Source organism: Sulfitobacter sp. HNIBRBA3233 (assembly GCF_040149665.1).
In the GTDB taxonomy this organism is placed as follows: domain Bacteria; phylum Pseudomonadota; class Alphaproteobacteria; order Rhodobacterales; family Rhodobacteraceae; genus Sulfitobacter; species Sulfitobacter marinivivus.
Genome location: NZ_JBEFLP010000002.1, coordinates 419399 through 440596, shown reverse-complemented (window position 1 = coordinate 440596; position 21198 = coordinate 419399). Strand labels below are relative to the sequence as shown.

General features: G+C 63.5%; 21 protein-coding genes. All 21 read right to left on the bottom strand.

Going from position 1 to position 21198, the window contains the following annotated elements; genetic code table 11:
- Window positions 1-70: 70 nt before the first annotated feature.
- The 21 genes from mnhG to ABMC89_RS15245 all read right to left on the bottom strand — a co-directional run bounded on the left by mnhG (window position 71) and on the right by ABMC89_RS15245 (window position 21025).
- A complete protein-coding gene (gene mnhG / locus ABMC89_RS15345; protein WP_349569478.1) occupies window positions 71-469 on the bottom strand; it encodes a monovalent cation/H(+) antiporter subunit G in 399 nt (132 codons plus the stop codon).
- Window positions 466-753, bottom strand: a complete 288-nt coding sequence (locus ABMC89_RS15340) for a K+/H+ antiporter subunit F (RefSeq protein ID WP_349569476.1) — start codon at window positions 751-753, stop codon at window positions 466-468. The genes mnhG and ABMC89_RS15340 overlap by 4 nt, the downstream gene beginning before the upstream one ends.
- Window positions 750-1250, bottom strand: coding sequence for a Na+/H+ antiporter subunit E (locus ABMC89_RS15335; protein ID WP_349569473.1), 501 nt, complete (start codon window positions 1248-1250; stop codon window positions 750-752). The genes ABMC89_RS15340 and ABMC89_RS15335 overlap by 4 nt, the downstream gene beginning before the upstream one ends.
- 1 nt (window position 1251) lies before the next feature.
- Window positions 1252-2856 carry a monovalent cation/H+ antiporter subunit D gene (locus ABMC89_RS15330; RefSeq protein ID WP_349569471.1) on the bottom strand — a complete coding sequence of 535 codons (1605 nt, stop codon included), beginning with the start codon at window positions 2854-2856 and terminating at the stop codon, window positions 1252-1254.
- Window positions 2853-3218 carry a Na+/H+ antiporter subunit C gene (locus ABMC89_RS15325; protein WP_349569469.1) on the bottom strand — a complete coding sequence of 122 codons (366 nt, stop codon included), beginning with the start codon at window positions 3216-3218 and terminating at the stop codon, window positions 2853-2855. The genes ABMC89_RS15330 and ABMC89_RS15325 overlap by 4 nt, the downstream gene beginning before the upstream one ends.
- Window position 3219: 1 nt before the next feature.
- Window positions 3220-6087 carry a monovalent cation/H+ antiporter subunit A gene (locus ABMC89_RS15320; RefSeq protein ID WP_349569467.1) on the bottom strand — a complete coding sequence of 956 codons (2868 nt, stop codon included), beginning with the start codon at window positions 6085-6087 and terminating at the stop codon, window positions 3220-3222.
- 154 nt (window positions 6088-6241) lie between these two features.
- Window positions 6242-6985, bottom strand: coding sequence for an SDR family oxidoreductase (locus ABMC89_RS15315; RefSeq protein ID WP_349569465.1), 744 nt, complete (start codon window positions 6983-6985; stop codon window positions 6242-6244).
- A gap of 24 nt (window positions 6986-7009) precedes the next feature.
- Window positions 7010-8464, bottom strand: a complete 1455-nt coding sequence (locus ABMC89_RS15310; RefSeq protein ID WP_349569463.1) for an aldehyde dehydrogenase family protein — start codon at window positions 8462-8464, stop codon at window positions 7010-7012.
- Between the two features lie 58 nt (window positions 8465-8522).
- A complete protein-coding gene (locus ABMC89_RS15305) occupies window positions 8523-8921 on the bottom strand; it encodes a RidA family protein (protein WP_349569461.1) in 399 nt (132 codons plus the stop codon).
- Window positions 8918-9325, bottom strand: coding sequence for an acyl-CoA thioesterase (locus ABMC89_RS15300; RefSeq protein WP_349569459.1), 408 nt, complete (start codon window positions 9323-9325; stop codon window positions 8918-8920). The genes ABMC89_RS15305 and ABMC89_RS15300 overlap by 4 nt, the downstream gene beginning before the upstream one ends.
- Before the next feature lies 1 nt (window position 9326).
- Window positions 9327-10016: an ABC transporter ATP-binding protein gene (locus ABMC89_RS15295; protein WP_349569457.1), complete on the bottom strand. Its 690-nt coding sequence runs from the start codon at window positions 10014-10016 to the stop codon at window positions 9327-9329.
- Entirely contained in the window at window positions 10013-10762 is a 750-nt protein-coding gene (locus ABMC89_RS15290) for an ABC transporter ATP-binding protein (protein ID WP_349569455.1), read from the bottom strand. Before ABMC89_RS15290 ends, ABMC89_RS15295 begins: the two co-directional genes overlap by 4 nt.
- Window positions 10755-11738, bottom strand: coding sequence for a branched-chain amino acid ABC transporter permease (locus ABMC89_RS15285; protein ID WP_349569453.1), 984 nt, complete (start codon window positions 11736-11738; stop codon window positions 10755-10757). The genes ABMC89_RS15290 and ABMC89_RS15285 overlap by 8 nt, the downstream gene beginning before the upstream one ends.
- Complete coding sequence (locus ABMC89_RS15280) at window positions 11735-12655, bottom strand: branched-chain amino acid ABC transporter permease (protein WP_349569451.1); 921 nt, start codon at window positions 12653-12655, stop codon at window positions 11735-11737. Before ABMC89_RS15280 ends, ABMC89_RS15285 begins: the two co-directional genes overlap by 4 nt.
- A 54-nt stretch (window positions 12656-12709) precedes the next feature.
- Window positions 12710-13858, bottom strand: coding sequence for an ABC transporter substrate-binding protein (locus ABMC89_RS15275; RefSeq protein ID WP_349569449.1), 1149 nt, complete (start codon window positions 13856-13858; stop codon window positions 12710-12712).
- Between the two features lie 42 nt (window positions 13859-13900).
- Window positions 13901-15514: an AMP-binding protein gene (locus ABMC89_RS15270; protein WP_349569447.1), complete on the bottom strand. Its 1614-nt coding sequence runs from the start codon at window positions 15512-15514 to the stop codon at window positions 13901-13903.
- A gap of 3 nt (window positions 15515-15517) precedes the next feature.
- On the bottom strand, window positions 15518-16669 hold the full coding sequence (locus ABMC89_RS15265; protein WP_349569445.1) for an acyl-CoA dehydrogenase family protein: 1152 nt from the start codon (window positions 16667-16669) through the stop codon (window positions 15518-15520).
- 60 nt (window positions 16670-16729) lie between these two features.
- Entirely contained in the window at window positions 16730-17530 is an 801-nt protein-coding gene (locus ABMC89_RS15260; protein ID WP_349569443.1) for an enoyl-CoA hydratase family protein, read from the bottom strand.
- Complete coding sequence (locus tag ABMC89_RS15255) at window positions 17530-18003, bottom strand: MarR family winged helix-turn-helix transcriptional regulator (protein ID WP_349569441.1); 474 nt, start codon at window positions 18001-18003, stop codon at window positions 17530-17532. The genes ABMC89_RS15260 and ABMC89_RS15255 overlap by 1 nt, the downstream gene beginning before the upstream one ends.
- Window positions 18003-18734 carry an SDR family NAD(P)-dependent oxidoreductase gene (locus ABMC89_RS15250; protein WP_349569438.1) on the bottom strand — a complete coding sequence of 244 codons (732 nt, stop codon included), beginning with the start codon at window positions 18732-18734 and terminating at the stop codon, window positions 18003-18005. The genes ABMC89_RS15255 and ABMC89_RS15250 overlap by 1 nt, the downstream gene beginning before the upstream one ends.
- Window positions 18731-21025, bottom strand: a complete 2295-nt coding sequence (locus ABMC89_RS15245) for a bifunctional salicylyl-CoA 5-hydroxylase/oxidoreductase (protein ID WP_349569436.1) — start codon at window positions 21023-21025, stop codon at window positions 18731-18733. The genes ABMC89_RS15250 and ABMC89_RS15245 overlap by 4 nt, the downstream gene beginning before the upstream one ends.
- Between the last annotated feature and the right edge of the window lie 173 nt (window positions 21026-21198).

Below are 21198 nucleotides of genomic sequence, written 5' to 3'. Positions count from 1 at the left end.
GAAGGACCCAAACCCTCCGCCAATGTCAAGCAGCCGGGCGCTGCCAAAGGGACGCAGCCCCCCCGGAGGATCAGCGCGTGTCCGGCTGGGCTGGCACTTCGGTGGCTTCATCGCCTTCGGGCACATCGTAGGTCGCCCAAAGCTCTCCTTCGGGCAGGTCCGGCGGGCCGTCGCAATTGCGCCGGTGCATGTTCACTTTTGCGATGAAATTGGCCGAAATCGGCGCGGTCACGAAGAGAAACGCCATGATGAGCACTTCGTGCACCGCCCCGTCGCCAAAGACGAAACTGTGGATGATCGACGCAAGCAGCAAGGATCCGATGCCGACGGTGCCCACCTTTGTCGGGGCGTGAAGGCGCGTCATGCCATCGTTGAATTTCAACAGGCCAATCGCGCCCACCAAGGTAAAGATGGCCCCGATAACCAGCCAGAAGGTTACCGCCCAGATTCCGATCAACTCCCAGTTCATTCGATGATATCCCCCCTGAGCACGAAGCGCGCGTAGGCGACTGTCGAGACGAAGCCAAGCATCGCGATGATCAAAGACGCCTCGAAATAGATACGCGTCCCCTGCGACAATCCCAGCAGAACGATCAGGCCGATGGCGTTCACCACCATCGTGTCCAGCGCGAGAATACGGTCCCCCACATCCGGTCCGATCACGACACGGATCATCGCCATGATCTGGCTGAGGCCCACGACGATAAACGCGCCCATGACCGCGTAGTTCATGACATCCAGCGCAAGGTTCATTGGAAAATCTCCTTCAGCCGCGCCTCGTAGCGGGATTTGATCTTGTCACGCTCCGCGTCGGGATCGTCGGTGTGCAGAACATGGACCAGCAGATAGTGACCGCTTTCCGACAGATCGGCGGAAACCGTACCGGGTGTCAGCGTGATCGTCCCGGCAAGGATGGTGATCGCCTCTGGCTGGCGCAGCTCCAGCGGCACGATGATCCACGCGGGCGTCAGACGTGCGTTCGGCACGGTCAGAACGATCCACGCGACCTGCACGTTGGCAACGAGGATATCCCAAAGCACGACGAACCCGTAGCGCAGAAAGGCGAAGGTGCTTATGCCGCGCGGGCGTTCGGGCCAGAACGCGGCGGTCAGGCGCGGAATGATCGTTCCGAGGATCAGGCCAAAGACCATCATCCCCGCCGACAGGCTGTTTTGCAGCAACACCCAGACAATCGCGAGAAGAAGCGTCAGCAGCGGGTGCGGAAAGAGCCAGTGAAAGAGCCTGAACATCTCAGTGGTCTCCCTTCTTCTCGGTCTGGTCCGCCGGTGCCGCCGCATCGCCACCGTAGCCCTGCCCGGTTGCCTTGCCTGCATCGCTCAGTTTGCCGGCGGTGCCCAGAACCGTTTCGATATAGGGCGCTGGGGCAAAGAGCCGTGCCGCGGTGGCGCTGGTGTAGGTGAAGATCCACCCCGCAAAGACCGTGTGCAGGATGATCGCCGCCAGCAGACCGCCGACCGCCACGAAGGCAAGCCCGGACGGAATCGCCGCGTCCTCGGCGGGCACGGGTGCGGCGCCTGCCTTGGCCTTCCAGAACACGACAGAGCCCGCGCGGGCAAACCCCACGACCGTCAGCAGGCTCGCGACCAGAACGACCGCCCAGATCCAGACATCGGGCCCCTCGCCGTATCCGGCGCTCAGCACCATCAGCTTGCCCAGAAACCCCGAAAGCGGCGGCAAACCGGCCATCGCGATGGCCGCGACCATGAACATTGCCGAAATCAACGGTGCGCCGGCAACGGGGGCCTCCAGCTTGAGGCGCAGGGATTTGCGGTTCTGACGCACCAGATCGACGATCAGGAACAGCGCCGCCGCGGTCAGGGTCGAATGGACGATATAGTATAGCGCGGTTGCGATGCTGCGTTCCGTGAAGAGACCGACAGCGACCATGACCATCCCCATGGAGCCGATAACCGAAAACGCCACCAACCGGTCAAGCTTGCGCGCTGCCAGCACGCCGATGGCCCCGACCGCCATGGTCAGAAGGGCAAAGGGCAAGAGCCATGTGCCGTGCAGACCCGAGGTCACCTCGAGATCGACGGGAAACACCAGCGTATAGGTGCGGATGATCGCGTAGGCACCCACCTTTGTCATGATCGCGAACAGCGCGGCCACGGGCCCGGGTGCCTCGGAATAACTGGAGGGAAGCCAGAAGTGCAGCGGCACGATGGCCGCCTTGATCGCGAAAACGAGGATCAGCAACACAGCCGCGATGCGGATCCCGACTGTTTCCTCTGCGCCGATCAGCGCGGCGCGCTCAGCCAGATCCGCCATGTTGAGCGTTCCCGTCTCGGCATAGAGCGCGCCAAGCGCGAAGAGAAACAGCGTGGATCCGAGCAGATTGAACAGAACGTATTGCACCCCCGCCCGAAGCCGCTTGTTGCCGCCGCCGTGGATCATCAGACCGTAGGAGGCGATCAGCAGCACTTCGAAAAAGACGAAGAGGTTGAACAGGTCACCGGTCAGAAAGGCGCCCGCGATGCCCATCAGCTGGAACTGGAACAGCGCGTGGAAATGCCGCCCGCGCTGGTCCCAGCGTGACCCGATCGCGTAGAGCAGGACGAACAACGCCAGCACCGCCATCAGAAGGACCATCATGGTCGACAGGCTGTCGCCGACCAGAACGATCCCGAAGGGCGCGGCCCAGTCGCCGAGCTGGTACAGCAGGATATCGCCATCCGCCGTCTGCACGAAAAGGCCCAGTGCCACCGCGATCATCGCGACCACGCCCGCGACGGATACGGTGCGCTGGATGCCGATGTGATACCGCGCGGCGAGAATGATGAACGGGGCCAGCAGTGCCGGCATCACCACGGGGGCGATCAACCAGTGGGTCATGCCGCGTCCTCCTCTGCCTTGCGCTTGTCGCGCGCTTCTTTCGCCGGCAGGTCATCCACGTGATCGTCGCTGGAGCCGAGGTAGGCCCCCAGCGCGATCATCACGATCACCGCCGTCATCCCGAAGGAGATCACGATCGCGGTCAGCACCAGCGCTTGCGGCAAGGGATCGGTGTAGGTTTGCGCATCCGTCAGGATCGGTGGCGCGCCAATGGTCAGGCGCCCCGAGGCAAACAAAAAGACGTTCACGGCATAGGTCAGCAGCGATACACCGAGGATCACCGGGAAGGTGCGCAGGCGCATCACCAGATAGAGACCGGCAGCCGTCAGAATGCCAATGGCAGAGGCGACGAGAAATTCCATATCAGGCTCCCTGACCTTCGGGTGAACCCGTTTGGGACCGCTGCGGGTTGATGTCCATCGCGTGCTCGCTCTCTTTGACGTGCGCGCGCCGTGCCAGACGCGAGAACCCGTCGAGCGAAAGCATCACCGCACCTACCACGGCAAGGAACACGCCAAGATCGAAAAGCGCTGCCGTTGCCAGCTCGAATTTCTCGAAAGGCGGAATGCGCACATAGGTAAAGTCGGAGGTCAGGAACGGCTTGCCCACGAACCACGACCCGATCCCGGTCAGCCCCGCGACCAGAACGCCCGCGCCGATCACACCGTGGTGCGGATAGCGCTGTCGCGCGGTCGCCCAGTTATAGCCCGAGGCCATGTACTGCATCACCAGACCGATCGACGCGACGAGGCCCGCGATGAACCCGCCACCGGGTTCGTTGTGGCCGCGCAGGAAGATATAGAAGGCCACCATCATGATGACCGGCATCAGGACGCGCGTCAGCACCACCATCATGGTGGGGTGCATGTCGCCCGCAAGCGGCTTGTCCGGTTTGCGGTTCAGCAGCTTGGCACGCACCGGCCCGTTCAACAGCGCCTCTGTCAGCGCGTAGATCAGCACGGCGGCGATGCCCAGCACGATGATCTCTCCGAAAGTATCGAAGCCACGGAAATCGACGAGGATCACGTTGACCACATTGGTGCCGCCACCGCCCTTGTAGCTGTTGGCAAGGTGGAATTCCGAAATCGACGGGGCGACGGTGTCGCGCAGCAGGAAATGATAGCTCATCGCGAAGGCGGCGAGACCGCCGACCACACCCACACCCACGTCACGAACACGCCGCAACAGGCTGCTTTCCACCGGCGTCTCGTTGGGCAGGAAATTCAGCGCGAGCAGCAGCAGGATCGTTGTCACGACCTCGACCGTGATCTGCGTCATAGCAAGATCCGGCGCCGAGAAGAACACGAACCCGATCGATACCATGAGACCGACGATGCCGATCAGCACCAGCGCCAGCAGACGGTTGCGGTGCAGGAACACCATGCCCAGCGTGGCGGCCAGCAGCATCAGCCAGCCCGCGATCTCGATCCCGCCTGCGGGTTGCAACTGGCGGGTCGGCGCGCTCAGCGTTCCGGTGGTCCATGCGTAGTATCCCGCGATCACGACTGTCGTCGCCATCACCGCCGCATAGCGCGAGAACGCGCCATTGTGCAGAGGATGGGTCAGCACCTTGGCCACGCGCACGAAGAAGACGATGACCGCGTCGAAGATCGTCTTGGCCTCGGGGCGCGGTGCGGCATCCCATAGACGCAGCAGCGGGTTGAACAGCGCCAGCAGGATCAGCCCCCCGACAACCGCCGCGATGGACATGTAAAGGGCGGGCACAAGCCCGTGCCAGATCTTGATCGACGCGTAAGGCATCTCGGCGGCACCGCCGAGCACGGCATAGGTGATCCCCTTGACCGCGGGCGCGACCAGAAACGGCGCCACGCCGATCACCACCACCAGCACCACAAGCAAGGCAGGAGGCCCCCACATGCCGAAAGGCGGGTCATGCGGTTTGGATGGATAATCGTCGCGCTTGGGTCCGAGGAAGGTATGACCGATCAACCGGAAACAGTAGGCCGCGGAGAAGAGCGAGCCGATCACCGCCAGCGCAGGCACCAGCCACGGGGTGTCGAACAGCACTGTGTGGGTCGCTTCCTCCAGCATCATTTCCTTGGACAGGAACCCGTTCAGCAGCGGGATGCCCGCCATGGACAAGGCCGCCAGCGTGGCGATGACGAAAGTGATCGGCATCAGGGTGCGCAACCCGCCGAGCCGCCGGATGTCGCGGGTATGCGCCTCGTGGTCTATGATACCGGCGGACATGAACAATGCCGCCTTGAAAGTCGCGTGGTTCATGATGTGGAACACCGCCGCCATCGCACCGAAGGCGGTCCCCGTCCCGAGCAGCATGGTGATCAGGCCCAGATGGCTGACCGTCGAGAAGGCCAGAAGCGCCTTCAGGTCGTGTTTGAAAATCGCGATCAGCGCGCCCAGCACCATGGTGATCAGACCTGCCGTGGTGACGATGACGAACCATTCGGGCGTGCCGGACAGGACCGGCCACATCCGCGCCATCAGGAAAATCCCCGCCTTCACCATCGTGGCGGAATGCAGATAGGCGCTGACCGGTGTGGGGGCCGCCATGGCGTGCGGCAGCCAGAAGTGGAACGGGAACTGCGCCGATTTCGTGAAGCAGCCCAGCAGGATCAGGATAAGCGCAGGCAGATACAGGGGATCGGCCTGGATCATCTCGCGGTTCTGGAGGATGACGCTCAGGTCATAGCTGCCGACAATCTGGCCAAGGATCAGCATACCGGCGATCATCGCCAACCCGCCCATCCCGGTCACGGTCAGCGCCATGCGCGCGCCCTGCCGCCCTTCGGGCAGATGTTTCCAATACCCGATCAGCAGGAAGGACGACAGCGAGGTGAGTTCCCAGAACACCAGCAAAAGCAGGATGTTGTCGGACATCACGATCCCCACCATCGCGCCCTGGAACAACAGAAGGTAGGTAAAGAATTCGCCCATGTTGTCCTCGCGCGCGAGGTAGAAGCGCCCGTAGGTGATGATCAGCATCCCGATCCCGAGGATCAGCGTGGCGAAGAAAAAGCCGAGCGCGTCGAGCATCAGCGTGAAATTGATGCCGAGCGCGGGGATCCAGTCGGCGCGGAACATCACCGTATCGCCCGCCATCACGGCGGGCAGATTGGTCATCAACCCGATGAATGCCGCAAGGGACACGGTGAACGTGACCCCTGCGCAGGCCGCACGGCCTGCCTGATTCATGATACCGGGCAACAGCGCACCCAGAAACGGCAAGGCAACGATCAGAAGTAGGGACACGTGATCTCCATGCAGTCATGCCCGCGGTTGGTCCGGGACGATTTTCGTTGCGCCTTAGTCGAAAAAAAAGGCGTTGATGTCAAATCCAGTCGATGCATCATAGATTAACTGCGCCCAGATGCCACATCCCCTGCGCAGATCGCCGCAATAACGGTCAGATGCAGCGGCCCCCGTCCACCTCCATCAACACACCTGTCACCATGCTCGCCTCGTCGGAGCACAGGAAAGACGCGGCGTTGCCCATATCCTCGGCGGTGGAAAAACGCCCCAGCGGAATCGTCGACAGGAATTTCGCACGCATTTCGGGCGTGTCCTCTCCCATGAAGGATTTCAGCAGCGGTGTTTCGCCCGCGACGGGGTTCAACGCGTTCACGCGGATGCCCTTGGGCGCCAGCTCTACTGCCATGGTCTTGGTTGCGACATTCACCCATCCCTTGGACGCGTTGTACCAGTTCAGGTTGGGTCGCGGGGACAGACCCGCCGTGGAAGACACGTTGAGGATCGCACCGCGACCGGCCGATTTCATCATCGGCACGATCACCCGCGCCCCCAGATAGATGGATTTGCAGTTCACCGCGAAGACGCGGTCGAAATCATCCTCGGTCACCTCTTCCATCGGCATGGGCAGATGCGTGGTGCCCGCATTGTTCACAAGGATGTCAATGCGCCCCCACGCGTCCATCGCGCAATCGGCCATGGCGCGCACACTGTCGGCATCGGCCACGTTCGTCGTGGTGGCAATGGCACCGCCCAGTTCATCCGCAAGCGCCCGCGCGCGGTCGCCGTTAAGGTCCGCGATCAACACTTTCGCCCCCTCTGACGCGAATTTGCGTGCGATGCCTTCACCGAACCCCTGCGCACCACCGGTGACAATGGCGGTCTTATCCTTCAGTCTCATCTGGTCGTCCCTCCCTTGGATACATCAGCCGTGGCGCGCCGCGACCGTTTTGAGCGTGGTAAAGCCGTAGAGCGCCTCGAATCCCTTTTCGCGGCCGTGCCCCGAAAGGCCGGTGCCGCCGAAAGGCAGCTCAACCCCGCCGCCGGCGCCGTAGTTGTTCAGGAACACCTGCCCCGAGCGCAGCTTGCGCGCCAGACGCATCTGCCGTGCGCCGTCGCGGCTCCAGACAGCGGCGACGAGGCCGTAGTCGGTGCCGTTGGCGATGGCGAGCGCCTCTTCCTCGTCCTCGAAGGGGATGATCACCTGCACGGGGCCAAAGATTTCGTCCTGCGCCAGCGTGTGGCCCGGCCGCACGCCGTCAAACAGCGTCGGCGCGACATAGGCACCGCCCGCGGGCGCATCGGAAACCACCGTGCCCTGCGCCAGCAGGGTCAGGTCAGACCCCTTGGCGATGAACCCCTCGACGATCTCTTTCTGGCGGGCCGACACCAGCGGGCCGACCTCGAGATCGTGCATCGCGGGCCCTGCGCGCAGCGCCGAATAGCGGTCTGCCATCAGCGCCGCGACCTGCGCATAGACGCCCCGTTGCACCAGTATCCGCGACGAGGCCGAGCAGGTCTGTCCGGCATTCTGGATGCCCGCGTTCACCAGAAACGGCAGCGCCGACGCAATATCTGCATCGTCGAAGACGATCTGCGGGGATTTGCCGCCCAGTTCCAGCGTGACGGGCACAACATGCTGCGCCGCCGCCTGCTGGATCTTGCGCCCCGTCCCGACAGAGCCGGTAAAGGAGATGTGGTTGACCCCGCCATGGCCGGCCAATGCCGCCCCCGCTTCGGCCCCCAGCCCCGGCACGATGTTCAGCGCCCCCGCCGGAAGCCCCGCACGGGTGGCCAGTTCGCCGAAGGCGAGCGCCGTCAGACATGCCTCTTCGGCAGGTTTGAGAACACAGGCGTTGCCCGTGGCCAGCGCGGCCCCCACCGAGCGCCCGATGATCTGCATGGGATAATTCCACGGCACGATGTGGCCAGTGACGCCGTGCGGTTCGCGCAGGGTATAGACGGTGTAGCCGTCGAGGTAGGGGATCGTGGTGCCGTGCAGCTTGTCCACGGCACCGGCGTAGAACTCCATATAGCGCGCAAGCGCGATCACGTCGGCGCGCGCCTGCGTGAGCGGCTTGCCGACATCCTGCGCCTCAAGACCGGCAAGGTGGTCGGTATGCTCCAGTATCATCTCGCCCAGCCGATACAGAACGCGGCCGCGTTCCACCGCCGTTGCGCGGCCCCATTCACCGTCGAACGCGGCCCGCGCGGCGGCGACTGCGCGGTCGATGTCGGACGCGCCGCCGCGCGCGATGTCGCACAGGGTATTCCCATCGGACGGATCGAGCAGCGGCAGTGTCTCGCCACTGTCGCAGGCGGCCCATCTGCCGCCGATCAGGCAATGGGACGGATCAATATCGAACGGTCTGACTGGCATGGCTTACCCCCTGTGGCCGATCCCGACTTTGGCGGTCCGGACAGCGGAGGGCAAGGGCTCAGCGTTCGATCTTGGCCGTTGCCTCGATCTCGAGCAGGGCCTCGTCCTCGACCAGTTCGGACACGACCAGCATCGACATCGCCGGAAAGCTCCGCCCGATCACCGAGCGGTAGACCTTTCCGATCTCGCTCTGGTGGGCAAGGTAGGTTTTTTTGGAGGTCACGAACCACGTCAGGCGTACGATGTCGGCAGGCGTGCCACCCGCTGCCTCGACCACCGCCACGATGTTCTTGAGCGCCTGTTCCATCTGCCCGATGAAATCGTGGCATTCGAACTTCTGCTCGGCGGTCCATCCGATCTGCCCGCCCACATAGAGCGTCCCGTCCCCGGTCAGGATACCGTTTGCGTAGCCCTTGGCGGGTGCCCAGCCTTCGGGCTGGATGATCTGGTGGCTCATAGCGTGACCTCGCTGAATTGCTTGAGAGGAGTAGATATTGCGTCGGGCCAGTCGGCGGCCCGCCCGTTCGATCCGACATAGACAAGGGTCGAATTTGACGTGAAACGCGCTTCGTCCGCGCACAGCGCCCTGATCTCGAGCGTGAAGCTCTTGGCGGTAAAGCGCACCGGAGACAGGTTCAGCACCAGACGGTCGCCGTGAAAGCTGGGCTTGTGAAACTTGACCGAGATATCTGCCGTCGGCACGCCGCCCTCGCGCAAGAGCACCTCGAACGGAACGCCGATCACATCGTCGAAGAACCCCTCGACGCAGTCGTTTATCATCTCGAAATAGCGCGGGTAGAACACGATGCCCGCCGGATCGCAGTGTTTGAACAGAACCTTCTGCGGATACTCATACGGCATATCAGACCCCCAGATACTTTGTGGTCACCGCCTCGTCGAGCGCGCCCATCTGCCCGGTCCAGACATCCTGCCCGCGTTCAAGAATGACGGCACGGTCGGCGATCTGGGACAGCTCGCGGATGGATTTGTCGACCACGAGGATCGACATGCCCGTCTGCGCCTTCAGCTTTGCAATAGCATCCCAGATTTCCTGGCGCACCAGCGGGGCCAGTCCTTCTGTCGCCTCGTCGAGGATCAGCAGACGCGGGTTTGTCATCAACGCGCGGCCGATCGCCAGCATCTGCTGTTCACCGCCCGACAGCGACGCGGCAAGCTGGTCGCGGCGTTCCTCCAGACGCGGGAAGAGCGTTGCCACCCGCGCCGCGTCCCAGTGGCCAGCGCGCGCCGCGGCGTGCAGGTTCTGCGTGACGGTCAGGTTGGTGAAACAGCGCCGCCCTTCGGGCACCAGCCCCAGCCCGAGGCGCGCGGCACGGTGCGCGGGCAGGCGCGACAGATCCTGTTCGGCGAAATGGATAGCGCCCGAAGTGGCCGGCAACAGGCGGCAGATGGTCTTGATCGTCGTGCTCTTGCCCATGCCGTTCCGGCCCATCAGCGCCAGCACTTCGCCCTCGCCAATGTCCAGTGACACGCCGAACAGGGCCTGCGACGCGCCATAGGACGCTGTCACCTGTGCGAGTGACAACAGGCTCATGCCTCTTCTCCCAGATAGGCTGCGCGCACCGCGGCGTCCTTGCGGATTTCTTCCACGGTACCGGTCGCGATGATCTCGCCGTAGACCAGCACGCTGATCCTGTCGGCCAGCGCAAAGACCGCGTCCATGTCATGTTCGACCAGCAGGATCGGCGCCTCGGCGCGCAGCCCGTCCAGAAAGGTGGTCATCGTCTTTGATCCGGACGTGCCCAGACCCGCCATCGGCTCGTCCATCACGAAGGCTTTTGGCTTCAGCGTCAGCGCCACAGCGACCTCCAGCTGGCGGCGCTCTCCGTGCGACAGCTCGGACGTGCGTGTCGCGGCCTTGTCGGCAAGGCCCACACGGGTCAGCGCATGTTCCGCAGTGGCGCGCAGGTCGGCGCGCCCCAGCGCGCTGCGCCAGAACCGGAACGGGCTGCCCCCCGCCCCCAGCGCGCCCAGAGTGACGTTCTGGAGCACGGTATCTTCCATCGCCAGTTCCGAAATCTGGAAGGTGCGCCCCAGACCTCCGCGCGCCCGCTCCGCCACGCCGAGACCCGTGATGTCCCGGCCCATCAGTTCAACGCGGCCCCTGTCGGGCCTCAGGCTGCCGGCAATCTGTTTGATCAGCGTGGATTTGCCCGCGCCGTTCGGGCCGATCAGCGCGTGGATTTCCCCCGGTAGAAGGTCGATCGAGATATCCTTGCTCGCTTCCAGCGCGCCGAAGCTCTTGGAGATACCGAAGGTGGACAGGACCGGATCAGCCATGCGCTTTCTCCCGTCCGGCGACAGCGCCGATCAGACCGCCGCGCGCGAAGAGCACGATCAGCAGCAACAAAAGGCCAAGGTAGATGTGCCAGTAGTCGGACAGCCCGCCAAGGATATGTTCGAGCGCCACAAACACCACCGCGCCCACCACCGGCCCGAAGAGGCGCGCGGTGCCCCCGATGATGATGAACACGATGATCTCGCCGGACAGCTGCCAGCTGAACATCGTCGGGCTGACGAACCGGTTCAGATCGGCAAAGAGCGCCCCCGCCAGCCCGGTAATCATGCCCGAGATCACAAAGGCCACCAGCCGCAACCGGTAGGGGGTCATGCCCACGGTCTCCACCCGCGCCGCGCTCTGGCGTGCGGCATTCAGCGCAAGACCAAAGGGCGAGCGGGCCAGCCGCGCGTTGAAGAGCAGCGCCAGCGCGAGGATCACGAAACAGATGCCGTAGAACTGGATCGGATCCAGCGTGTTCAGACCCGGAAAGCCGTTGCGCACATAGATCGATAACCCGTCCTCGCCGCCGTAGGCGGGCCAGCTGATCGCGAAATAGTAGAACATCTGCCCGAAGGCGAGCGTGATCATGATGAAATAGACGCCTGTGGTGCGCAGCGACAGCGCCCCGATGCCCAGCGCCACGATGCCCGAGGCAATCACAGCCGTGATCCAGATCACCGGCATGGATTTCGTCCCGTTCAGCACGAAAGGATCGGTCAGGATCGGATCGTAAGCCTGCGCGTGACTGGCCAGAATGCCCATCGCGTAGCCGCCGATCCCGAAAAACGTGGCGTGCCCGAGGCTGACCAGCCCACCCAGACCCAGCGCGATGTTCAGCCCCACACCGGCCAGTGCCAGGATTGCGGCCTTGGTGGCGAGGGTGATCATGAAGGGTTCATCCGACATCCACGCCCAGAGCGGGAACAGAACCAGCAGCGCAAGCATCACCGCGTTGAAAAGCGTTTCGCGGGTCATGCGCGTGCTCCGAACAGGCCGGTGGGTTTCCAGATCAGCACACAGGCCATCAGGATATAGATCAGCATCGACGCCAGCGCCGATCCGACCGATGTGGCCGAAGAGGCATCCATGAACACACCGAACATCTGCGGCAGCAGCACTCCGCCCAGCGTGTCGGTCAGCCCCACGAGGATCGCGCCGACCAGCGCCCCCTTGATCGATCCGATCCCGCCGATGACGATCACCACGAAGGCAAGGATAAGCACCGGCTCGCCCATGCCCACCTGCACCGACTGGATGGCCCCCACCAGCGCGCCCGCCAGCCCCGCAAGGGCCGCGCCGAGGGCAAAGACGATGGTGTAGAGCTGCGAGATATCGACGCCGAGTGCTGCAATCATCTCGCGGTCATTCTCGCCCGCCTGTATCTGGATGCCCAGCCGCGTCTTCGCGATCAGCGCCCAGAGGCCGACCGCGATGGACAGCCCGATGGCGATCAGTGTCAGACGGTAGAGCGGATACTGGATGCCTCCCGGCAGCATGACCGGACCCGACAGCGCATCGGGGATGTTGAGATAGAGCGGGAAGGACCCGAAAATCCAGCGTGTCCCCTCCGAGAAGATCAGGATCAGCGCAAAGGTCGCCAGCACCTGATCGAGGTGATCGCGGTGATAGAGCCGCCGGATCACCAGCATTTCGATCAACGCTCCCGCAGCGGCGGCAGCAGCAAGCGCCGCGATCAGCGCCAGAAGGAACGAGCCGGTAAAGCCCGCCACGGCCGCCGCCGCAAAGGCGCCGACCATGTAAAGCGATCCATGCGCAAGGTTGATCAGCCCCATCACGCCAAAGACCAGCGTCAGGCCAGCCGCCATCACGAACAGCATGACACCGAGTTGCAGGCCGTTCAGGACCTGTTCGGCGAGAAGGATGAGCGACATATCCGGATCCAGTGCGCAGGGGTGTCGGGGCGGCAGCGCGCCGCCCCGAGCGGCTTACATCTTGCAGTCGGCCGCGTAGGCGTCCTGATGATCCTCGAGCGCGGTGCCGATGATCTTGTTGGTGTAGACGTCACCTTCCTTGATCACTTCGCGCACGTATATGTCCTGGATCGGATGGTTGTTGTTGCCGAATTCGAAATCCCCGCGGGTGCTTTCGAAATCCGCTTCCTTCAGCGCGGAGCGGAAGGCATCGGCATCACTCACGTCGGCCTTTTCCATCGCGCTCAGCAGCAGGTTGGCGGTATCGAATCCCTGGCTCGCGTAAAGCGAGGGAAGACGCCCGTATTCAGCCTGGAACGTGTCCACGAAAGCCACGTTGGCCGCATTGTCGAGGTCCTTGCCCCACTGAGAGGTATTGACCACCCCCAGCGCCGCGTCCCCGACCGCTTGCAGAATACCCTGATCGAAGCTGAAGGCGGGGCCTACAACCGGAATATCAAGGCCGCTGTCGGCGTATTGTTTGAGGAAGGAAATGCCCATGCCCCCGGGCAGGAAGAAGAACACGCTGTCGGCGCCCGACGCGCGGATCTGCGCGATCTCGGACGCATAGTCGGTCTGGCCGAGGCTGGTGAAAATCTCGCCCGCGAGCGCGCCTTCGTACTGGCGTTTGTAGCCGGTCAGCGCGTCCTGTCCGGCGGGATAGTTCGGTGCCAGAATGAAGGAATTGGCATAGCCCGCCGAATTGGCATAGGCGCCAGCCGCTTCGTGCAGGTTGTCGTTCTGCCATGCCACGTTGAAGTAGTTGGGGTTGCAGCCCTGCCCGGCCAGCGCCGATGGACCGGCATTGGGCGACAGGTAGAATTTGCCCTGTGCGACCGCCGAAGGGATGACGGCCATGGCGAGGTTCGACCAGATGATACCGGTCATCACGTCGACCTTCTCCGACTGGATCATCTTGTCGGCCAGCTGCACCGCGATGTCGGGCTTGCGCTGGTCGTCCTCGATGATGACCTCGAGGTTCTCGTTCCCCGCCTGTTTCACCGCCAGCATGAACCCGTCGCGCACATCGATGCCGAGGCCCGCACCACCGCCCGAAAGCGTGGTGATCATGCCGACCTTTACCTTGCCGCCGTGGGCGTCCGCATGGGCGCCTCCGGCCAGTGCCGCGACCGACGCGGCCAACGCGAGTGTCTTGAGTTTCATTTGGTCTCTCCTTGTTGATTGGGGCGTCTCTTGACGGACGCCTCAGGTGCGGGGTTTCAGCAGGAAGCGCTGAATCTTCCCCGTTTGAGTTTTCGGCAAGCTATCGCAAAACACAATGCTGCGCGGGTATTTATAGGGGGCGATGGTGTTCTTGACGTGATCCTGAAGCGCCTTTGCAAGGGCGTCGTCCGGCGTGGCGCCGGTGACCACATGGGCCTGCACGATCATGCCGCGCGCATCGTCGGGCACACCGATCACGGCGCATTCGGTGACATCCGGATGGCTGAGCAGCGCCGCTTCAACCTCGGGACCCGCGATGTTGTAGCCGGAACTGACGATCATGTCGTCGTTGCGCGCGGCGAAATGCAGATAGCCGTCGTCGTCCATCCAGAAGGCATCGCCGGTCACGTTCCAGCCGTCGGTCACATAGTCGGCCTGCCGCGCGTCATTGAGATACCGGCAGCCGGTGGGTCCGCGCACGGCCAGACGTCCGACCTCCCCACGCGGCAGTTCCCCGCCATCCTCGCCGATGATCTTCGCCTCATAGCCGGTGACCGGCTTTCCGGTACAGGCGGGTTTGTGATCGTCGAAACGGTTGGAGATGAAGATATGCAGCATCTCGGTCGCACCGATCCCGTCGAGCATCGGTTTGCCGGTCTTGGCCTTCCACTCCTCGTAGACAGGCGCAGGCAGCGTTTCGCCCGCGCTGACAGCGGCGCGCAGCGACGAGAGGTCCGCGCCTTCCTCCATCGCCTGCAACATCGCGCGATACGCCGTGGGCGCGGTGAAGCAGACCGTCGCACGGTATTTCTGGATAATCTCGATCATCTGCGGCGGCGCCGCGTTTTCCAGCAGGGTCGCGGCAGCGCCGAACCGCAGCGGGAAAACCGCCAGTCCGCCCAGCCCGAAGGTGAAGGCCAGCGGGGGTGAGCCCACGAACACATCCTCAGGCCTGACGCCCAGAACCTCTTTCGCATAGCCGTCCGCGATGATCAGCAGATCGCGGTGGAAATGCATCGTCGCCTTCGGGCTGCCCGTGGTGCCCGAGGTGAACCCCAGCAGCGCCACGTCGTCGCGGCCCGTCTCGACAGCATCGAACTGCACGGGCTTTTCCAGCGCCAGACGGTCAAGTTCGGCATCGTGGTTCGACGTGCCGTCGAAGCCCACCACCGACTTCAGGAATTTCGACGTCTTGGCGCAGGCCACCAGCTCGTCCATAAGCCGCGTGTCGCACAGGGCATGGGTGATCTCGGCCTTGTCGACGATCGCGCCCAGCTCTCCCGCGCGCAGCATCGGCATGGTGTTGACCACGACCGCGCCCGCCTTGGTTGCGGCCAGCCAGCAGGCAACCATCGCCGGGTTGTTCGCCGACCGGATCAGAACGCGGTTGCCGGGCTTGATCCCGAGGTCGACCACCATCGCGTGGGCCAGCCGGTTGGTCCAGTCGCTGAGCTCCTTGTAGGTCCGCCGCCGCCCGTTCCCGATCAGCGCCGTGCGGTCGCCGTGGCCGCGCGCGACCATCGCATCGGTCAACTCGACCCCGACATTCAGCCTTTCGGGATAGTCGAACCGCTCCAGCCTGAACTCGGGCCACTGATCCGCTGGCGGCAGGTTGTCGCGTGCGAACGTATCGGTATGTGCGGTTGGCCCAAGCATATCCTATCCTTTCAAAGCACCGAGTGTCTGGCGCGCGATGATCACCCGCTGCACGTCAGACGCGCCCTCGTAGATGCGCAGGGCGCGGATCTCGCGGTAAAGGCTTTCAACCATCATCCCCACGCGCACACCGTCACCGCCGTGCAGCTGCACGGCCTTGTCGATGGTCGCCTGCGCACGGTCGGTCGCGAACAGCTTGGCCATCGCGGCCTCGCGGGTCACCCGCGGCGCTCCGCTGTCCTTGGTCCATGCCGCGCGGTAGATCAGCAAGGCGCTGGCATCCACGTCAACGGCCATATCTGCGATATGGCCCTGTACCATCTGCAGATCCGACAGCGGCGCACCCTGCACATGGCGGGTCGACACACGCTCGACCGCCTCGTCCAGCGCCCGCCGTCCGAACCCCAGCGCCGCCGCGGCCACCGTGGACCGGAAAACATCGAGAACGGACATAGCGATGCGGAACCCCGCACCGGGATCACCCAGCATCGCACTGGCCGGAATACGGCAATCGCTGAACTCAAGCGTCGCCAGCGGGTGGGGCGCCATGACCTCAAGCCGCTCGGCAATGGCCAGACCCAGCGTGTCGGCCGGCACGATGAAGGCCGAGAGCCCCTTCGATCCGGCCCCCTCCCCGGTCCGGGCAAAGACAGTATAGACGTCCGCGATGCCCCCGTTCGAAATCCATGTCTTCGCGCCGTTCAGGACATAGTCGTCCCCGTCCAGCTCGGCGGTCATCGTCGAATTTGCCACGTCCGAGCCCGACTGCGGCTCGGTCAGCGCAAAGGCGGCAATCGCCTCCCCGGCGCGCGTTCTGGTCAGCCATTCTTGCTTCTGCGCGTCGGTGCCGAACAGGGATATCGCACCGGTGCCCAGACCCTGCATCGCGAAGCAGAAATCAGCCAGCCCGTCGTGGCGCGCCAGAGTTTCGCGGATCAGACACAGGCTGCGCACGTCAAGCTGGCCGTCCATCGCGCCCGAATGCTGAAGCCATCCGCCCTGCCCCAGCGCCTTCACGATGGCGCGGCACGCCGCATCCGTATCGGAGTGATCGATCCCTGCAAGATGCTTCTGCGCCCAGGCATCAAGCCCGCTCGCCAGCGTGCGATGCCGGTCCTCGAAGAATGGCCAGTCCAGAAACGTCCGGTCAGACATGAAACGCATCCCTTCGCTTCTCTATTTTGCCAATAAACTCAATCCCGAGGTCCGCCACGCTCAATCCCCCTCGAAGATGGGCGTTTGCTTGGAAACGAACGCCTTGTAGGCGCGTTCGAAATCGCCGGTCTGCATGCAGATCGCCTGCGCCTGCGCCTCTGCCTCGATCGCCTGTTCGATCGACATGGACCATTCCTGCTGCAACATGGTCTTGGTCATCATGTGGCCAAAATTCGGGCCCGCAGCGATACGGCTTGCCATGTCGGTTGCCGCGGATTGCAGATCATCCGCAGGGACCACGCGGTTGTGAAAGCCCCAGGCGCTGCCTTCGTCGGCGCTCATCGCACGGCCCGTGTACAAAAGCTCCGCCGCGCGGCCCTGCCCGATGATCCGCGGCAGGATGGCGCAGGCCCCCATATCGCAGCCAGCGAGGCCGACGCGGGTAAAGAGAAACGCCACCTTGGCCTCCGGCGTGGCGATCCGCAGGTCGGAGGCCATGGCGATGATCGCGCCCGCTCCCACACAGATGCCGTCAATGGCCGCGATGATCGGCTTGCCGCAGTTCACCATTGCCTTGACCAGATCACCGGTCATCCGGGTGAAGTTGAGCAATTCCTTCATGTTCATCTTGGTCAGCGGTCCGATGATGTCGTGCACATCCCCGCCCGAGCTGAAGTTGCCGCCGTTGGAGCCGAAGACAACCGCCTTGACCTCGTCGTCGTAGACAAGATCACGGAACCAGTCGCGCAACTCGGCGTAGCTGTCGAAAGTCAGCGGGTTCTTGCGTTCGGGCCGGTCCAGCGCGACATGCGCGATGCCGTCCACGATCTCCAGCTTGAAGTGTTTCACATCGGTTCGCATCAGGTATCCTCCATCAATTCATGTGCCAGACTGTCGAGGCGCTGCGCGAAGGCGACGGCCTCGGACTGGTCTATCGTGTCGAGCATCGCGTCGAGCCATGCTTCATGTGCAGTGGCCTGTCGGGCGAATTCGCCCTGCCCTTTTGGCGTCAGGCGCACCAGTGACGCGCGGCGATCCCCCGGCACCGCAACCCGCACGACGAAGCCGTCATCGACAAGCCGGTCGACGATGCCCGTGACATTGCCGTTGGACACCCGCAAAACGCCGGAAAGCTTGCTCATCTTCATCCCGTCCGCGTGCCGCGACAGCGCTGCCATCACGTCAAAGCGCGGCAGGGTGGTGCCGAATTCGGTGCGCAGCCGGTCGCGCAGCTCCGCCTCGATGTGCCGCGTGGTTTTCAACAACCGCAGCCACAGGCGCAGCCGGTCCTTGGAGGCGGGTTCCGCCGCGATCTGGCTGACTTCGGGCGTCATCAGATCTCGCCCCCCGACAGGCTGAGCGCGTGACCGTTGACCGAACGCGCGGCCGGTGTCGTCAGCCACAGCGCGGTGCCTGCGACCTCATCCACCTCGACCAGACGCTTCTGCGGGTTGTTCTTCGTCAGCTGTTTCAGGGCCGCCTGCGCATCCATCCCGGTCTTGTCGGTGATGTTCGCGATCGAGCGTTCCGTCATCGGGGTGTCGAGGAAGCCCGGACAGATCGCGTTGACGGTGATACCTGCGGGCGCGAGTTCGAGCGCCAGCGCGCGGGTAAGTCCCAGAACCCCGTGCTTTGCCGCGCAATACCCCGCGACATAGGGGTATCCCTTGAGGCTTGCGGTTGAGGCCACGGCGATCATCTGGCCCCCGCCCGCTTCCTTCATATCGGGCAAGGCCGCCTGCCAGCAGTTGAAGACGCCGGCAAGGTTCACGTCGAGCATCGCGTGCAGGCTATCGGCGGTCATCTTGGCGAAAGGTACGCTGTCGGCGGCCCCCGCGTTCGCGATCACGCAGGTGATCGGGCCGCGCGCCACCCGGGCCTCTTCGTACGCTGCGCGTACTGCATCGGCATCGGTGACATCGCAGATTTGATACGCAAGACCCTGCTCTGACAGGGGTTTCTCGCGGCGCCCCATGATCGTTACCTGCCAGCCCGCCTCCGCGAAAGCATGTGCCGTCGCGGCCCCCACGCCCGAGCCGCCACCGGTGACAACGACATGGCTCATACCTGTTCTGCCATTTCGGCTTCGCGGTCGGCCAGACGCCAGGCCTGATCGCGGCCTGCCTCGTAGGGCAGCGGCCATTTTTCCTGACGGTCGCCGATGGCGGCACCCGCGTGCAGCGTCCAGTAGGGATCGGCCAAATGCGGACGGGCAAGGCACACCAGATCAGCACGACCGGCCATGAGGATCGAGTTCACGTGATCGGCCTCGTAGATATTGCCAACCGCCATGGTGGCGATCCCCGCCTCGTTGCGGATACGGTCCGAGAATGGCGTCTGGAACATCCGGCCATAGACCGGCTTGGCCTGCGTCGAGGTCTGCCCCGCCGAGACGTCGATGATATCGGCACCGGCCTGTTCGAAAGCCTTGGCGATCTTCACCGCCTCTTCCGGCGTCACGCCGTCGTCACCCGCCCAATCGTTTGCCGAAATCCGCACCGCCATCGGTTTGGCCGCAGGCCACACATCGCGCATCGCGTGGAAGACCTCGAGCGGATAGCGCAGGCGGTTTTCCAGACTGCCGCCGTATTCATCCTCGCGCTGGTTCGACAGGGGCGAGATGAAGGACGATATCAGATACCCGTGCGCCGCGTGCAATTCGATCATGTCGAAACCCGCACGGTCGGCCATCTCTGCCGCCGCCACGAATTCGGCCTTGACCGCATCCATATCGGCGCGGTCCATCGCGCGCGGCACCGCGTTCTCGTCGGACCACGCGATGGCGGAGGCCGACATCAGAGGCCAGTTGCCCTCTTTCAAGGGCTTGTCCATGCCTTCCCAGCCGATCCGCGTCGATCCCTTGCGGCCCGCGTGGCCGATCTGGCAGCAGGTCATCGCCTCGGTTTCGGTGTGGATGAAATTGTTCAACCTCGCCCAGGCCGCCTCGTGCTCGGGCGCGTAAAGCCCCGGACAACCGGGCGTGATACGCCCTTCGGGCGAGACGCAGGTCATCTCGGTATAGATCAGGCCGGCGCCGCCTTTCGCGCGTTCGCCGTAGTGGATCAGGTGCCAGTCTGTCGGGCAACCGTTGACGGCCTTGTACTGGGCCATGGGCGACAGCACGATCCGGTTTTTCAGACGCATGTCACGCAGCTTGAACGGCGCGAACATCGGCGCGCGGGGCGCTTCGTTGCTCTGCTCGCCCGCCTGCTGCTGGAACCAGTCCTCTGCCGATTTCAGCCAGTTGGCGTCACGCTCGCGCAGATTTTCGTGGCTGATCCGCTGCGACCGTGTCAGGAGCGAATAGTTCAGCTGCACCGGATCGAGATGCAGATACCGCTCCACATCCTCGAACCACTCGACCGAATTGCGCGCGGCGGATTGCAGGCGCAATACCTCCAGACGCCGCTCGTTCTGATATTTGTCGAAAGCGGCCTCGATGCTGTCTTCCTCGGTCAGGTAGTCGGCGAGGGCAATGGCGGACTCAAGTGCCAGCTTCGTCCCCGATCCGATCGAGAAATGCGCGGTGGCAGAGGCATCGCCCAGAAGCACCACGTTCTTGTGGCTCCAGTTCTCGCACAAGACGCGGGGGAACCGGATCCATGCGGAGCCGCGGATGTGGTTCGCGTTTGTCATCAGCGCATGCCCGTCGAGGTGATCCTTGAAGATCTCCTCGCAGACCGCAATGCTTTCCTGCTGGGTCATCTTGTCGAAGCCGAAGGCATCGAAAGTGTCCTGCCCGCATTCGACGATGAATGTCGCCGTGTCGTCGTCGAACTGGTAGGCGTGCGCCCAGACCCACCCCTTGTCGGTTTCCTCGAAGATGAAGGTAAAGGCATCGTCGAATTTCTGGTGTGTGCCAAGCCAGACAAACTGGCACTTGCGGGTGTCGATATCGGGCTGGAAGGTTTCGGCGAATTCCATCCGCGTCTTGGAGTTCAGGCCATCACAGGCAACCACGACATCGAAGTCGTCCATGTAGCGCGAGGCGGATTCGACCTCTGTCTCGAATCGTAGATCGACGCCGAGTTCCTTCGCACGGTCATAGAGCACCAGCAGCAACCTCTTGCGTCCGATCCCGCAGAATCCGTGACCGGTCGACAGCATCTTCTGCCCCTGATGGAGCACGGCGATATCGTCCCAATAGGCGAAATGATCGCGAATGGTCTTGGCGCTGACGGGGTCGTTGGTTTCCAGATTGGCGAGGGTTTCGTCCGACAGGACCACACCCCAGCCAAAGGTATCGTCTGGGCGGTTGCGCTCGAAAACGACAACATCGGCGTCGGGCTGACGCAGCTTCATGGAAATCGCAAAATACAGGCCGGCAGGACCGCCGCCAAGGCAGGCAATACGCATCTGATGCTCCCCTAATGCTCAGGCTCGCCATTACGCTAGGGTGAGTCGGCTTACGCTTCAAGGATAAATATTTTATACCTAAAATATAATGGAGCACGCGGCACGATCTTGCCCGAAACCGTGCAAGGTTCTGGCAGTCCGCACAGATATATCGCAGATGGCGCGCAGCGGCA

Coding starts and splice junctions, on each gene's coding strand:
- mnhG (WP_349569478.1), bottom strand. CDS start 469: ATGAACTGGGAGTTGATCGGAATCTGGGCGGTAACCTTCTGGCTGGTT.
- ABMC89_RS15340 (WP_349569476.1), bottom strand. CDS start 753: ATGAACCTTGCGCTGGATGTCATGAACTACGCGGTCATGGGCGCGTTT.
- ABMC89_RS15335 (WP_349569473.1), bottom strand. CDS start 1,250: ATGTTCAGGCTCTTTCACTGGCTCTTTCCGCACCCGCTGCTGACGCTT.
- ABMC89_RS15330 (WP_349569471.1), bottom strand. CDS start 2,856: ATGACCCACTGGTTGATCGCCCCCGTGGTGATGCCGGCACTGCTGGCC.
- ABMC89_RS15325 (WP_349569469.1), bottom strand. CDS start 3,218: ATGGAATTTCTCGTCGCCTCTGCCATTGGCATTCTGACGGCTGCCGGT.
- ABMC89_RS15315 (WP_349569465.1), bottom strand. CDS start 6,985: ATGAGACTGAAGGATAAGACCGCCATTGTCACCGGTGGTGCGCAGGGG.
- ABMC89_RS15310 (WP_349569463.1), bottom strand. CDS start 8,464: ATGCCAGTCAGACCGTTCGATATTGATCCGTCCCATTGCCTGATCGGC.
- ABMC89_RS15305 (WP_349569461.1), bottom strand. CDS start 8,921: ATGAGCCACCAGATCATCCAGCCCGAAGGCTGGGCACCCGCCAAGGGC.
- ABMC89_RS15300 (WP_349569459.1), bottom strand. CDS start 9,325: ATGCCGTATGAGTATCCGCAGAAGGTTCTGTTCAAACACTGCGATCCG.
- ABMC89_RS15295 (WP_349569457.1), bottom strand. CDS start 10,016: ATGAGCCTGTTGTCACTCGCACAGGTGACAGCGTCCTATGGCGCGTCG.
- ABMC89_RS15290 (WP_349569455.1), bottom strand. CDS start 10,762: ATGGCTGATCCGGTCCTGTCCACCTTCGGTATCTCCAAGAGCTTCGGC.
- ABMC89_RS15285 (WP_349569453.1), bottom strand. CDS start 11,738: ATGACCCGCGAAACGCTTTTCAACGCGGTGATGCTTGCGCTGCTGGTT.
- ABMC89_RS15280 (WP_349569451.1), bottom strand. CDS start 12,655: ATGTCGCTCATCCTTCTCGCCGAACAGGTCCTGAACGGCCTGCAACTC.
- ABMC89_RS15275 (WP_349569449.1), bottom strand. CDS start 13,858: ATGAAACTCAAGACACTCGCGTTGGCCGCGTCGGTCGCGGCACTGGCC.
- ABMC89_RS15270 (WP_349569447.1), bottom strand. CDS start 15,514: ATGCTTGGGCCAACCGCACATACCGATACGTTCGCACGCGACAACCTG.
- ABMC89_RS15265 (WP_349569445.1), bottom strand. CDS start 16,669: ATGTCTGACCGGACGTTTCTGGACTGGCCATTCTTCGAGGACCGGCAT.
- ABMC89_RS15260 (WP_349569443.1), bottom strand. CDS start 17,530: ATGCGAACCGATGTGAAACACTTCAAGCTGGAGATCGTGGACGGCATC.
- ABMC89_RS15255 (WP_349569441.1), bottom strand. CDS start 18,003: ATGACGCCCGAAGTCAGCCAGATCGCGGCGGAACCCGCCTCCAAGGAC.
- ABMC89_RS15250 (WP_349569438.1), bottom strand. CDS start 18,734: ATGAGCCATGTCGTTGTCACCGGTGGCGGCTCGGGCGTGGGGGCCGCG.
- ABMC89_RS15245 (WP_349569436.1), bottom strand. CDS start 21,025: ATGCGTATTGCCTGCCTTGGCGGCGGTCCTGCCGGCCTGTATTTTGCG.